Genomic DNA, 14,219 nt, shown 5'->3' on the forward strand with positions numbered 1-14,219 from the left:
ATCAACGTTGCTGGCCCAACAGCCATTCGCACCAATCTGCCAAAAGCCGATGGGCCAGACTTTCACGCTGGGCCACTTCAGGCCAGCGATGCAAACAACCGTGGGCAATCACCTGCAACTGCCACAAAGCCTCACGCCCCAAAAAACACAACTCCGCTGTGGCTTGGGGATCATCTTGCAGCAAGTCTGGCAGCTTGGGCGCACACTGTGGATGGAGACCCGCCTCGGTCAGGGTTTTGCACAAACCCTGTAGATGGTCATTGACGAAAGCCAGTGGCCCCCCTGGCGTGATGCTCACTGCACTGCTGAGCTGCTCCCAGCGGGCAAACGCTACCGGAATAGCCTGCAAATACCGTTGCGCATCCCCCTCTGGCACTGCCAGTGTGCCAGCCGATGGAAAAGTTTGGCGCACCAAGACCAAGACATGACTGCACAGATCGGCAGGAAATTTGCGATGGTTAAGCCGCAGCACTGTGCCCAAACGCAGCCCTGGAGAATCTTCGGCATATTTGTCGTAAAACGCTGTCACTACTTCGGCCAACAAGAGAATGCGCCCCAGAGGAGAAATTTCGGCCCCCAGAATGCCCCGCGGGTAGCCGCTGCCATCCATGCGCTCGTGGTGCTCAAACACCGCTGTAGCCACCGCTGCCGGATACGCCTCCGTGCCACGCACCATCAACATGCCAATGATCGGATGGGCCACTAAATGTTTACGCTGCACCCCCGTGATCTGTTGTTGGCGATCACGCCAAGCCGGATCTAAATGCAATACGCCCACATCGTGCAACAATGCAGCAGCCACCAGCGCCACACAATCTCCATCGTCGAGCCCACTGCGCACACCCAGAAACCAAGCCACCAATGCCATTTGCACACTGTGTGCAAACATGTCTGAACATTCGTCTCGCATCACTGTCAACTTGAACATGATGGGGCCTGGCAAGGGTATTTGCGCCAGGGTAGGCCAGAACTGGTCAAAATGCGCCCCCATGTCCTGCGCCAGCAATTGCAATAGACGATTGCTGTGGATCAACTCGCGGGCTACTGCTGTCAACACCGTGTGATCTACCGCATCTTCGGCCACCAAATGGCTATCTACTGGCTCGCGCAGGGTGTGCTGCACCAGCCTGTCATATAGGCGGCCATCAATGCGCATGCCCTTTTCTACCAGCTTGATACCGCTTTCTGCATAGATCGCCTCATGTGCCACTACGGCACGGCGATGCGCCAGGTCCGTGACGGCCCGCAGGTAATGCGGACTTTGCGGCAACTGGGTAGGAAAGCTAGATGGACTGGTATCGACCATCGCGGAGAAATCGCTCATGCAGGGCAAGAAAAAAAGGGACGCTGCGTATTAAACCGCAGCCCCTTTGCACAACAAAAAGGCCCGCTGAATGCGGGCCTCGGCAACTTCAAGCGATGAATGTTGAAGTCACTGCAACAGCGGCACGCCAGTCTTGGCCTGCAATGCCTCAAAAGTGACATCGGGGGCCAATTCCACCACTTTCAGGCCTTGGGGCGTGACATCCATCACAGCCAAATCGGTAATGATACGGTTGACCACGCCCTTGCCGGTCAATGGCAGCGTACATTGGGACAAGATTTTCAGGTCTTCAGTGCCGTCTTTCTTCTTGGCGACATGCTCCATCAGCACAATCACGCGCTTGACGCCCGCCACCAAGTCCATCGCCCCCCCCATGCCCTTGACCATTTTGCCTGGGATCATCCAGTTGGCCAGATCGCCCTGATCGGTCACTTGCATAGCGCCGAGGATGGACAGGTTGATTTTGCCGCCACGAATCATCGCAAACGATTGGTCTGAACCAAAAATGGACGAGCCCTTGATGGTAGTGACGGTCTGCTTGCCTGCATTGATCAGGTCAGCATCGACTTCATCCTCGTAGGGGAAGGGGCCAATGCCGAGCATGCCGTTTTCACTTTGCAGCCACACTTCGATGTGGTCTGGCACATGGTTGGCCACCAGCGTTGGGATGCCGATGCCCAGATTGACGTAAAAGCCGTCTTGCAATTCCTGCGCAGCGCGCGCAGCCATTTGGTCTTGAGTCCAGGCCATGATGGGGTATCTCCTCAAACTTTGCGGTCGCGCAAGGTGCGCTTTTCGATGCGCTTTTCGGGCGTAGGGTTGTGAACAATGCGATGCACGTAAATGCCGGGCAGATGCACATCATCCGGGGCAATCTCGCCAGTGGCTACAATGCGCTCCACTTCGACAATGCAAATCTTGCCTGCCGTGGCGGCTGCGGGATTGAAGTTGCGGGCTGTCAAGTTAAAGCGCAGGTTGCCGCTGCGGTCGGCCACATCGGCCTTGATCAGGGCCACTTCGGGCACCAGCGAACGCTCCATGACGTAGGTCTCACCGTCAAATTCGCGCAGCTCTTTGCCTTCGGCCACCAACGTGCCCACGCCAGTTTTGGTAAAGAAAGCCGGAATACCAGCACCTCCAGCGCGCAACTTCTCAGCCAGCGTGCCTTGAGGCGTGAACTCCAACTCCAGCTCACCCGCCAAGTATTGCCGTTCAAACTCCTTGTTCTCGCCCACGTAGGAGGAGATCATTTTCTTGATCTGGCGTGTCTCCAGCAGTTTGCCCAAACCGAAGCCATCAACACCAGCATTGTTGGAAATCACGGTCAGATCTTTGACGCCCGAGTCACGCAGCGCATCAATCAACGCTTCTGGAATACCGCACAGGCCAAAGCCGCCCACGGCGATCAGCTGGCCATCGGCCACCACGCCTTCGAGGGCTGCAGCGGCGGAGGGAAACACTTTGTTCACAACAGTCTCCTTGAGATAGGATGAAGAAGATACTACGTAATCTTTTACGTAGTATCCCCTAAATACTTGCCCTGCCTTGCAATCACTTATGGACGTTGATTACCGCCTTGCCTTTGATATGGCCCCAGTGGGTCTGGTGCTGTCGCGCCACCGCATCATGATCGACTGCAACCACCACTTTTGCGAAATGTTTGGTGCTTCACGCGAGGTGCTGATGGGGCAGTCATTTCGTCTGTTGTACCCTAGCGCCGATGAGTATGAACGCATTGGCGAGCGGCTGGTACCCATCCTCAATGCCAAGGGTTATTACTCTGATAGCCGCATCATGCGCCGCCTGAGTGGCGAGATGTTCTGGTGCCATGTGTCGGGGCGGGCCGTCAATCGGCAAGCCCCGCACGAATCGGGCATCTGGAGTTTTGAAGACATGAGCGCGCAACGCCCAGTCAAGGCCGACCTGACAGGCCGCGAACGTGAAGTGGCAGCACGGCTGCTGGAGGGTCTCACGTCCAAAGAAATTGGCAAAGCCCTCAGCATCAGCCATCGCACGGTAGAGATTTACCGCGCCCGGCTGATGCGCAAATACGGGGCATCTACCGCAGCTGATCTGGTTCACAAGTTGGTGGCAGGCTAAACCATGTTGGGGTGGTTCAACAATGCCCAACTGCCTGCTAGAGCCACTCTTGGTTCCAGACCAATCGGCTCAGAGCGGTTTGCCCCAGAGGCTGCACATAATCCACCAACTCCACATAAACATTGTTAGCGGGTTGGGGTTGGCCTATTGGCACCTCATAGACCGTAGAACCAAGCATCAACAGTTCTAGGTTGCGCACAGTGTCCACAGCGCCGCTGGCTTTGTGCCGAATCAGTGCATCACTCCCCTCGGCATCAAGACGGGGTGCCAGGGCGATTTCATAGTCTGACGGCTGCCCTAGGTAAACAGCCATATCTGTGCCCGCACCGCCGTCGAGCACATCGCTGCTGCTGCCTCCGACCAAAATATCATTGCCCGCTCCGCCCAACAAGGTGTTACTGCCTGCATCCATCGACCAACCAGTTTCACTCAGTGACTGATCGATCAGTGAAAGATTGCCTTGGCTGTCGGTCAATGCACTGGCATGGCGACTGTGGCGTGCCAAAGCCAACCAAATGGCCGACCAGCTGCCGCCAGCGTTGAGGTAGTCCACCCCCAAAGTGGTTAACGCAGCGGTGGCGCTGCCTGCGCCCCACACTTGGTTGATCACGCCAGCCACTTGCTGTGGCAAAGAGTCATCGCCTACCAAAGCCGTTGGAACGGGTTGGGTTCGTACCCAATAGGCATGGGCCATCTCACCCAGTTGTTCACTGCTGTAGGCACCCGGCACCACCCAACCCATTTCGGTCAATGTGGGCAAGCGCCCGCTCAGTGCATGTACCAGCAGCGTGGTGTCTTTGGCCCGTTGATAGTCGCCATAGACCCAAGCAAAGCGATCATCGGTGACCAATCCACCGGCATGTCCATTGCTCCAGTTGTCGGTCACACGCAAACCTGTGTTGTCGGCCAGCTCCGTGCTGCGTGGGGTGAAAGACGCTTGCAAACGCCTCTCTGGGGTGATGTCAAAACGCCAATGTCCGGCATCACTGGCACCGCCCTGGAGCAGATCATTGCCATCGCCACCTTGCAAGGTGTCATTGCCAATGCCGCCCACGATCCAGTCGTCACCACCATCGCCAAAAAGTTGATCGTCTCCCCCCTTGGAGCCAATAGTGTCGTCCCCATCACCACCACGCAACACATCGTCATCGGGCCCCAAGACCAAGAATTGGGCACTGCCATCACCAATCACAAAGTTGCGCCCACTACCACCAAGGGCCGTGGTGGGGCCAATGACAATGGCAAACTCCACCAAGCTCAGGTCTAACATGGTGCCGGGAGGCAATTGGCGACAGTCAATCACCAAGGCTTCGCCGCGTTGGGGATTGGCACTGTCATCCTCGCCGGTGCCAGTGGTGCCGCGAATCACAATCGGTTGTTCGGGGGGGGCGCTGCTGTTGGATGTCAGTGTAATGGTGCGCACTGTGATCTGATCTTGGTCAATGACGCCGGGCACGTACTGGTCAATGCCTTGGTCAAGCACCTGTTGGAAGTTGGCGGGCAAATCAATACGAGGCTCGCTGGCCAAGATGAGTTTCTCGCGCAGGGTCAGTCTGCTGCCTTCGGTGTGCTCTGCGGTCAGACCAATACCGACAGGCAAACTCACCTGTAGCAGGGTATCGCCTGCAACGCTACTGACCAACGGAATATCCGCCAAAGCACCGTTAGGGGTATTGGGGTCTTCAGGACGATCGTCTGTAACTGCTGCAACGGTTTGGGTAGTGGTAGTGAGGGTTTGGCCTGAACTGTCGGTTTGGGCAGTGGTGCCGGTTTGTACCGTAGTGCCATCAATGGTCGTGGTACCCGGTGCCGGTGCTGGCGCTGGCGCTGGCGCTGGCGCAGGTGCAGGTGTCGGTGCTGGGGCCGGGGTTTCAGATCCACCACCACCTCCGGCACTGATGCCCGACACGGTGATGCCATTGTCGGTGGTATCGGCCACAGTGACTTCTGCATCCGCCCCACTGGCCCAATCCTCAGCTCCCACTAAGTTGTAGGTGATGCTACCGGTGCTACTGGTACCATTTTTGTTGAGACGGCTGGTCAGGGCTGCCTGATCGGCAGCATTGAGGGTGATGCTAAAACCAGTGCCATTGGTGATCTCAACGCTGTCGGAGGTCAGGGTGTAGGCCGTGCCATCGCCGGTGATGGACAGCTTGCTGACATCAATGTCATTGGTACCGCCACTGCGTTTGACCAATCCAGTGCCCGTAACGGCCAACACGCCCGTGCTGGCGTTGTAGGTAGCATTGGTCAGGGTAGGGACAGCGACATTGCTGACGGTAATGGCATTACCTGTCAGGTCTGCATTGCCCGTGCCGTGCCAATCAGCAGCAGCGGCTAGATTGAAGGCGGTGCCACTGGTTGAACCTGTCCCCGCTTTGTTCAAAATTTGGTTCAGGGCTGCTTTGTCTGTGGCATTGAGAGTGATGGAGATGCTGGTGGCGCTGCTGGCGGTGACGGCTCCGGTCTCGGTCAGGGTATAGGTGCTACCGCCCTCGCCAGTGAGGGTGAGTTTGGTTTCATCGACGGCATTGCCGCTAGTGAGGTGGGTGCCAGTGATAATAAGCACACCCGTACTGGCATTGTAGGTAGCACTGGTGATGGTGGGGATACGCGCTGCCAAGCGAATGAACTCCCCATCGAGCACAAAGTCTTCGGGGGCAAAAGTGCCCGTGAGTTTGAGCTCTACTTCCGGTGCATCGTCTAGGCCATCAGCATCAATGTAGAGCGTAGTCACGCCACTGGCTTCGGTTACTTGTACAGAGTTCGCAGCAACTGATGTGCCTGTGCCCGTGGTCACAAGCCCACCTGTGGAGGCCCGTCCCACCACTTGGATGGCATCACCGGTGCTGAAATCGGTGATGGTGTCTATATCGTTGCCGCTGCCTGCGTACTGGAACACGTCGTTGCCTGTGTCTCCGGTCAGGTTATCTGCACCTGCCCCACCTTTGATGGTGTCATTACCTGCACCGCCGTTGAGGGTGTCGGCACCCGCGTCTCCGTCCAACAGGTCTGCACCACTGCCTGTGGTCACGGTGTCATTCCCTGCACCTGCATAGACGCGACTTACCGCAGCGCCCGTGTCTGTGAAGCTGTCATTGCCCCCAAACAAGCTGTACTCAAGGAAGCCTCGACTATTGCTCACCGTGGCATTGCTGTTCAGGGTGATGGTCAGTGGGTTCTCAGCCAGTTTGTCGACAGAGGGGTCGACATCGTCTTGACTGTCGTAAATGGGTAGATAGGTGCTGGCAAAATTGTTGTTGGATATAACGTGCGCGGCGTCGTAGGTGCTCAACGGGCCAAATGGGGCCTCCACAAGGAGGCCTTGGTACACGTTAGTGAACACGTTGTCATGCACATTGACTGGCGTCACCTGTTCATACAGCACCACCCCGGTAGTACCTCCTGAACTGGTGACCGCGCTGACGGTACTGAATGTGTTGTGGCCCAGTTCAACCGTGCCTGCTTGCCTCACAATGATGGCACTGGCCGAGTACACAGGGTCATTCGAACCAATGCCCGTCAGCGTGTTGCGCAACACGGTTGCATTCGTTCCCACCCTGCCGCCTGAAGAGCCGATCTGCATCGCGTTCTGATTTGATAAACCCAACTCACCCACTGCGGTGATGCTGTTGTCGGTGATGTTTACCGTCAGGCCAGGCCCCCACGCCAATATGCCCGTCTTTTGAAACGTATGGATGCTTGCATTTGTAATGCTCACATCCACATTGTTGCCGCTGCTACCCTCAGCCAGGATGCCGTGGTTGTTGCTGTAGCCTGAATACGCTCCAGTTGTTCCATTTACCGGCGCTGCAACTCCTTTGATGGTGACCTGGTCAATGGATGCGTTAGTGTTGTAAACACCGATACCCAGCAGGTTATGACCAGACGTATCAACCGCCTGGAAACGCCCGTCAATGGTGAGGTTGTGAACGGTGATGTTGGTTGAATCTGGCGTGGTCGTCCGCAGGTCGAGGATGGGGTAACGCGTTTGTCCATGAATGGTGCTTTGGCCCGATGGAGCGGCCGCAATCACAGCAGTGTCTGGTGCAGCCAGCGTCACGTTTGCAGCATTTCCGCTGGCCGACTCAATCGTGACACCACCCGTGGCAGCACGGAACAAACCGTAATACGTGCCATCCAGAATTTTGATGGTGTCACCACTGACAGCCTTCTCGAGCGCCTCGTACAGGGTGAATCCATCGGCTGCATCACCTTGGTTGTCGGCACTGGCCACGGCCGTACTGGCCGAATCGCTGCTGTCCACATAAATCGTGGTACTGCTCACCGTCACGTCCGAGTTGGTCGTGCTGGTGCCATCACTCAAGGCCATACGGATGATGGCATCGCCGTAGGGTCGGGTGTTGCTGTAGCCGATATGGCGCACCACGTCTTGCACCAAACTGCTGCTGGCGTTGGCATTGAAACTGATATCGAGCGAGCCCGTAGAGCTGGTGTAAGTCCACGAAGCAAATGCGGCTCCTCCCGAGGTCAAAGTGCCATTGCTGTTAGTGCCTTGGGCCATTGGGCCACCCGTGGCGGTGAAGGTGGCTCCTGAGGTAAAGCTAAACACATCATGGGCGCAGCCATCGGCCACGCCACCGGCTTTGACACGATGCACGCTCAAAGTGCTGTTGTTCCAATTGCTGGCATCCAATTCAGCATCACTGACCACGGCAGTGGCGCTTACCAGACCATTAGTGGCATTGGCCAACGTGATGGTGTTGCCTGTGCCTGCTGTACCAGAACCGTTTAAATCGAGAACGGGGCTGGCATTTTCATCGTCGTTGATGGTGCCCGTAGCTGTGGCCGTACCAATGGTGGCATTGGTTGCGTTGGATAACGTAACGGTGAATGTTTCATTGCCCTCCTGTGTGGTATCGCCCAGCACCGGCACGGTGAAGGTCTTGCTGGTATCGCCGGGATTAAAGGTCAGGGTGCCACTGCTGGCGGTGTAATCTGTCACTGCCGTGGCACTGGCGTTGTCACTGGTGGCGTAGTCCACCGTCACGGTCTTGCCCGAGGCTGCGCCCAATGTGACCGTAAAAGTCATGTTGCTGCTGCCGCTGTGGCCTTCCGTCAGGCTAGCATTGGCGACGGAGACCGAGGGGGCTGCATCGTCGTCGGTAATGGTGACGGTGGCCTCCTGTGTACCACTCTCGGTGGCACTACCGCCCCCAGATACCCCGGTGATTTCTATGATTGCAGTTTCATCCGTTTCATCCAGCGTGTCCTGAACAGCGGTAAGTGTTGCAGTACCCGTCGTTTGGCCGGCAGCGATGGTGATGGTCGTCGATGACAAGGTGAAATCATCGGTCAGTGTGGCGGTACTGGTATTTTTGCGACCGATAGTCACCGTGGTGTCGGTACTAGCGGCGGCACTCAGTGTCGCCGTGATCGTGCGGGTACCGACCGCTTCAGCAACACTGGCGCTATCGACTGATAGCGTGACAGTGGGGGCTACGGTGGTGACGTTGTAAGTGCTGTCGTCCGTGATAGCGGCAAGCGGATTCGGCGTGCCAGCGGTGTCCACAATCGAGCCGGCAGAGAATTGCATGCTGTAAGCGGTACCTGCCTTCAGGTTGCCGTTGGGATTGAGGGTGAGTTTGTCATTGCTGATGGTCAACGTGCTGCCAGCGCTGCCGGTGACTGTGCCGCTGGAAACGGTGGACACGTCAAAGGTCTCTGCCGCGCTGTTGGTGGTGACATTGCGCAACGTGATCGTACCGGCTGCTCCAAATGCGATGTTTTCGCTGAAGTCGATGACGAGGTTGTCGCCTATCGCAACGTTGGTGGCGTTGTCGGCGGGGGTGGAGTTAGAGCCGTCTAAGGTTGGAGGAACGATGTCGGATGCGGGAGCATTATCGTAGTCAACTAGGAAATTAAATAAACTCGTTCCATCGTCATATTGAAAATTATCAACATGGGTTAGAACCAGTTTGTCAACAGAAACACCACCTCCAAGAAATGAATATGTTTCTGCTCCATTCATCAATCCATCTTCGGCAAAATTTTTGCTATCTGTATAGACTTGATTCCCGTCTTTATAGCCAACAATCGAAATTTCTGCTGAGCCAATGCCGGTAATTACCTGAAACGACTTTATTGTGAAGTCTTTTCCGTCTGTCGCATATACAACAAACTGCTCGCCAGCCCCCGTTCCTTGGTTGTTATTCGCAGTTCCGAACAAGAGCTCGGCATCATTTACGCCAGATGCACCACTACCAAATTGACCCGTATTAAGTCGGGCAGGCGTGGCAGTCGACCCACCGCTACCATCTCCCATACTCCAGTTCCATGTATATCCGGCCAGTGTTTTTGCGCTTGCAGCAGCGATGTAACCTGGAACAATTGCAAGTACGCCATTGAAAAACAAAGGACTGACAAGCGATGCATCCAGGTCGCCAGTAACACGCTCCAACACCCAATCCCCCCCCAGCCCTGCAGCCCCAGTCAAATCGTCCGAAGCAGCTACATCCGCACTACTAGCCTGCGCCAGTTTCCCCACGAAGTCCAGCCCCACTTGCCCCTGGGCCACATTGCAGCCGTAGACCAGCCAGTCACCTTCGGCGGTCAAGGCCCTGCCGATCTGGGCTAGCGTGTCACCATACTGGCCAAGGTTGGTGCCAGTTAGCATCAGCGCACCCAAATTGATAGCTCCGCTGCTGCCGTGGCCAAGCAGGTGAATGGCATCCACGCTACTAGGTGCTTTCTGTGCCAGCCAGTCGGCCATTTGTGCCAAGCCATCACCTAAGCTGTCCAGTACCACCACTTCTACGCCGGGGCGCACACCTCTGGCCAGGGTTTGCCAGTCGGCAACGTTGTCCAGCACAAAAGTAATTTCGTGACGACCGTTGTTGTTCTCTGGTGTCGCAGCGGTGAATAAGGTGGCAGCATGGATTTCTGTAGCGTAGTGGGCGTTGGACATGAAAGAATCCTCAGATAGATAGGGTGGTGGGTAGAGCTATCAGGTGCTTGGTAAAGGAGGGGGTGGGGTATGGCTGTTTGGCTGCTTTGGAATTGATGCCGCTGCAGCAGTGCGCCGTATCGCTATTTCTGTCAACACATCACGCGCATGGAGATACGTAGCCAATGCGATAAAGTCGGCCAAACTCTGTTTTTGGCTTTGGGCTGCTTGTTGCAGCAATTCGTAATCCAATGGGTGCATATGCCACTGCTCTTTTGCCGCCGCACTACCGTGCTGAGGCAAGAGCAGTTCAATCACCGTGGGTGGCGAAGGTGATGGCACACTCACAGCGCAATCACTTTCAAGGCGAAGGCTTGGGCAATCATCTGGGCTCGGTTGTCGGCCCCCAGTTTTTGCCGTGCATTGCCCAAATGGAACAAAACCGTGCGCGGGGTGATGCCCAACTGCTGGGCAATTTGGTTATCACGCAAGCCCTGTGCTGCCAAACGAAGACAAGTGCGCTCTCGCTCGGTGATGCCGTGCTGTGGTGGGGTACAGGCTTGCAAATGCCATAACCTGCTGGCGGCTTGATGCACAAAAGTGGCCAACAGTTGCCCATGTGGCATGGCTGCCAAAATGCGGGGCAAAGCCTGTTCGATATTTTGGTTACAGGCGTAGCTGAAATGGGCCAACCCTACATGGGCCGAAGACACCGGAAACACGGCACCAGAACGCAGGCCATATTGGCGGGCAAATCGGTACATCGCTTTGGCCCGTGCCCCTTCAAAGGTATGTCGCCCCCAAGCGATGGGATAGGGATGCTGCTGGATATGCAGTGCTGTAGGGTCATATTGATGGCAGTGCTGTGTTTGGTAACGCTGCACCAAAGCGGGTGCATGACTGCTCAACACGCAAATGTCTGGAAGCGCCTTGGGTTTGGAGCGGTGTTTGATACTGCAGTACAAGAATCCGCCAAAACCCAGCCTTGCCACGATGGCTTGTGCCTGCTGCTGAAGTGCGTCAAGGTGCTCCGCAGCCAAGAGGGCTTCGTACTGGCTGTAGGGGACATCGTGCATCTTGTTTGAAAAGTGGTAGGCCTTTTTCTTGATTTTTCGAAAAAACAGAGGCATTCGTAACTGTCGAAATCTACAGGTCGAGCAGCAATATCCAAGCCACATCTATGGTTAATTCAAAACAATCTGAGGCGAAGTAAAATTTCAATGTAGCAAGATGCTTGAGATTTCACAACTACGGATTTCCGTGGGATAACCTTCTTTTTAAAATGGTTTGATTTTTTACTTCTATGCATTTAACTCAATCCATCCAAGACATTTATGCCTCAATTCACCAAGAATTCTCGCAAGTGATTGATTGGGAAAATGCATTTAGCGCGGCTTGTGCATCAGCAGAAAAACTGGGGTTTTCTTACATGATCCATGCTCCTGTGAGGAGTCATCCAGATGCCAGTTCTAACTGGACAGCCACCACGTACCCTACCGAGTGGCAGAAAATATATGCAGAAAAAAAATACCTACAACGTAATCCTGTGAGGACTAAAACGCTGTCCAGCCATCGCCCCTTTACCTGGGGCGCCCTAGAGGCCTCATTGCCTAAAGAGCAACGAGAGCTGTTTCATGATTGTCGGGCTACCGGTATGTGTGATGGTGTCGTGGTACCAGTGCATGGCCCCAATGGCATGGCGATGGCGGTTGGATTTGCCTCAGCGTATGCAGAGGCCATCCATCAGGAGGTGCTACCCGTATTGAGTTTGATTGCCCATCGTCTTTACCATGCACAAGATATACCAACGCCGCAAAACTCCATTCACCTCACCTTACGAGAGGTGCAACTGATGGTTTTTCTGGCGGATGGCATGGACAACTTCAATATTGCCAACGCCTTGTGCATTTCCGAAAACTCGGTGGAATGGCACCTCAAAAATATTTACAAGAAATTGGATGTCAAAAACAGGACCGCAGCGGTCGTAAAATCATTAAAACTGGGCCTCATCCAATTTTGATCGACATAATGACAATATCCAAAATTGCCTATATTTACGCCAATCCAGAATCAATACAACCCCTCCAGCAAGCACTACTTGATCTGGAAGCTGCCACTTTATTAGAACCCGGCTGTATTTTCTTTTCTTTTTACCAGTCTTTATCTGATAAAAAGAATTTTGTGCTCATAGAATGCTTTGCCGATCAGCAGGCATTAGAGCAACACATGCAACTGCCCCATACAGTTCATTTTTTTGGCTTGAATTTGGTGCAAAGCATTGTGGTCTCTGAGATGGCTCAGAACAACCTGCCCAAGACACCCTGAAGCACACCGAACAGCCAGCCTCCAAGTGGCACTTGCGGTCGGAGCGATAGGGTCGGTGCAGCCGAGCAAATCCCGCTTGCTTGTGCCGCTCTCAGTCCAGTGCAGGTGGCTCGTCTTCAAGGACATCGCTCTGCGCGTCAGCACTTTGCGCGGCTAAGTCCTGCACAGCCGGATGCGCCCAGTGCCACAGGCGCAATGCAGCCTCTTCCACGCCCTGCTTTTTCAGGGCCGAAAACATTTGCACTTCACCACCGCCTGTTTGCAAACGGGCAATCGACAACGCCTTAGCCTGCTCGGCGCGGGTGAGCTTGTCTGCCTTGGTCAATAGCACCAAAAATCTCAGCCCGTCTTGCACCCGTGGGCGCACCACCTCCAGCAGCGCCTCATCCAGTTCTGTCAGGCCCAAACGCGGGTCGCACAGCAACACAATGCCGGTCAGGCTGGGGCGTTCAATCAAATAGTTGACCATCACCTGTTGCCAGCGCATCTTGTCTGAGCGCGACACCGCTGCATAACCATAGCCGGGCAAGTCGGCCAGCACCGCATCGGTGATGCCCTGACGCCCCAAGCTAAACAGGTTGATATGCTGGGTACGGCCCGGTTTTTTGGAGGCAAAAGCTAATTGCTTTTGCTGTGTCAAGGTATTGATACAGGTAGATTTGCCTGCATTGGAGCGGCCCACAAAGGCAATTTCTGGCACATCCACCACCGGCAGCTGGTTCAACTGGGCTGCCGTGGTCAAAAAGCGTGCTGTGTGCATCCAGCCAAGGGCGGTGCGGCCATCAGGTGCCGGCGAAGGGGTGCCAGCAACTGGCGCAGAAACAGAGGGGGTCATGAAATCAAATCCAGCGGTAAGAGCGGCATTGTAGAATCGGGAAGTTTTGCGCCACCACCAACAAGACCCTCGATATGAAGTTGCTCGCCTCCTTGCTCACGGCTGCCGCGCTGGCAGCTCCTGCGTTCCCGGCTTTCTCTGCCGGCCCGGCCAAGCCTGATCTGGCCAAAGGCGAGGCCAGCTATGCCGCTGTCTGTGCTGCCTGCCACGCCGCCGATGGCAATTCCACGATTGCAGCCAATCCCAAACTGGCACAGCAGCACCCCGAATATTTGGTTAAACAGTTGCACGAGTTCAAGTCTGGCAAACGTGCCAATGCCATCATGTCTGGCATGGTAGCGGCCCTGACTGAAGATGATATGCGCAACATTGCCGCTTGGGTTGCCACCAAGCCAGCTGCCCCTGCCTTTGCCAAGGACAAAGCACTGGTAACGCTGGGTGAGCGCATCTACCGCGGCGGCATCGCCGACCGCAACATTGCGGCCTGCGCAGGTTGCCACAGCCCCAACGGTGCTGGCATCCCTTCCCAATACCCACGCTTGGCGGGTCAACATGCCGATTACACGGCCGCCCAGTTGGTACAGTTCCGTGACGGTGTGCGTACCAACAGCGCCCAAATGACTGGCGTAGCCGCCAAGCTCAACGACCGCGAAATCAAGGCCGTAGCCGACTACATTGCTGGCCTGCGCTGAAACCCAGAGCCGTGCCGTGCCACCACCCCGGTACAG

At 55.5% G+C, this 14,219-nt stretch carries 10 protein-coding genes; 4 read left to right on the forward strand and 6 right to left on the reverse strand.

Annotated elements, in window-relative coordinates; genetic code table 11:
- Position 1: 1 nt before the first annotated feature.
- The 3 genes from ACYVB2_RS01880 to ACYVB2_RS01890 all read right to left on the reverse strand — a co-directional run bounded on the left by ACYVB2_RS01880 (position 2) and on the right by ACYVB2_RS01890 (position 2,793).
- Positions 2-1,324 (reverse strand): HD-GYP domain-containing protein, encoded by a 1,323-nt coding sequence (locus tag ACYVB2_RS01880; RefSeq protein WP_382429588.1) that lies wholly within the window; start codon positions 1,322-1,324, stop codon positions 2-4.
- Positions 1,325-1,432: 108 nt separating this feature from the next.
- On the reverse strand, positions 1,433-2,074 hold the full coding sequence (locus ACYVB2_RS01885; RefSeq protein ID WP_382429586.1) for a CoA transferase subunit B: 642 nt from the start codon (positions 2,072-2,074) through the stop codon (positions 1,433-1,435).
- 14 nt (positions 2,075-2,088) lie between these two features.
- Complete coding sequence (locus tag ACYVB2_RS01890; RefSeq protein ID WP_382429585.1) at positions 2,089-2,793, reverse strand: CoA transferase subunit A; 705 nt, start codon at positions 2,791-2,793, stop codon at positions 2,089-2,091.
- A gap of 88 nt (positions 2,794-2,881) precedes the next feature.
- On the opposite strand from ACYVB2_RS01890, the gene ACYVB2_RS01895 reads away from it, so the two are divergent.
- A complete protein-coding gene (locus ACYVB2_RS01895; RefSeq protein WP_382429583.1) occupies positions 2,882-3,424 on the forward strand; it encodes a LuxR C-terminal-related transcriptional regulator in 543 nt (180 codons plus the stop codon).
- 37 nt (positions 3,425-3,461) lie between these two features.
- Here ACYVB2_RS01895 and ACYVB2_RS01900 read toward each other — a convergent pair whose 3' ends face one another.
- Positions 3,462-10,352 carry a DUF4347 domain-containing protein gene (locus ACYVB2_RS01900; RefSeq protein WP_382429581.1) on the reverse strand — a complete coding sequence of 2,297 codons (6,891 nt, stop codon included), beginning with the start codon at positions 10,350-10,352 and terminating at the stop codon, positions 3,462-3,464.
- A 323-nt stretch (positions 10,353-10,675) separates the two neighbouring features.
- The gene (locus tag ACYVB2_RS01905) at positions 10,676-11,407 is read right to left on the reverse strand and encodes a helix-turn-helix transcriptional regulator (protein ID WP_382429580.1); all 732 of its coding nucleotides are present in this window, start codon (positions 11,405-11,407) and stop codon (positions 10,676-10,678) included.
- A gap of 227 nt (positions 11,408-11,634) precedes the next feature.
- Here ACYVB2_RS01905 and ACYVB2_RS01910 point away from each other — a divergent pair, with 227 nt between their 5' ends.
- Entirely contained in the window at positions 11,635-12,351 is a 717-nt protein-coding gene (locus ACYVB2_RS01910) for a helix-turn-helix transcriptional regulator (protein ID WP_460535039.1), read from the forward strand.
- 8 nt (positions 12,352-12,359) lie between these two features.
- On the forward strand, positions 12,360-12,656 hold the full coding sequence (locus tag ACYVB2_RS01915; RefSeq protein ID WP_382429576.1) for a putative quinol monooxygenase: 297 nt from the start codon (positions 12,360-12,362) through the stop codon (positions 12,654-12,656).
- 91 nt (positions 12,657-12,747) lie between these two features.
- Here the strand turns inward: ACYVB2_RS01915 and yihA are convergent, their stop codons facing one another.
- A complete protein-coding gene (gene yihA / locus ACYVB2_RS01920; RefSeq protein WP_382429574.1) occupies positions 12,748-13,491 on the reverse strand; it encodes a ribosome biogenesis GTP-binding protein YihA/YsxC in 744 nt (247 codons plus the stop codon).
- 74 nt (positions 13,492-13,565) lie between these two features.
- On the opposite strand from yihA, the gene ACYVB2_RS01925 reads away from it, so the two are divergent.
- Entirely contained in the window at positions 13,566-14,183 is a 618-nt protein-coding gene (locus tag ACYVB2_RS01925; RefSeq protein WP_382429572.1) for a c-type cytochrome, read from the forward strand.
- Positions 14,184-14,219 lie beyond the last annotated feature (36 nt).

This window comes from Giesbergeria giesbergeri (assembly GCF_054779375.1).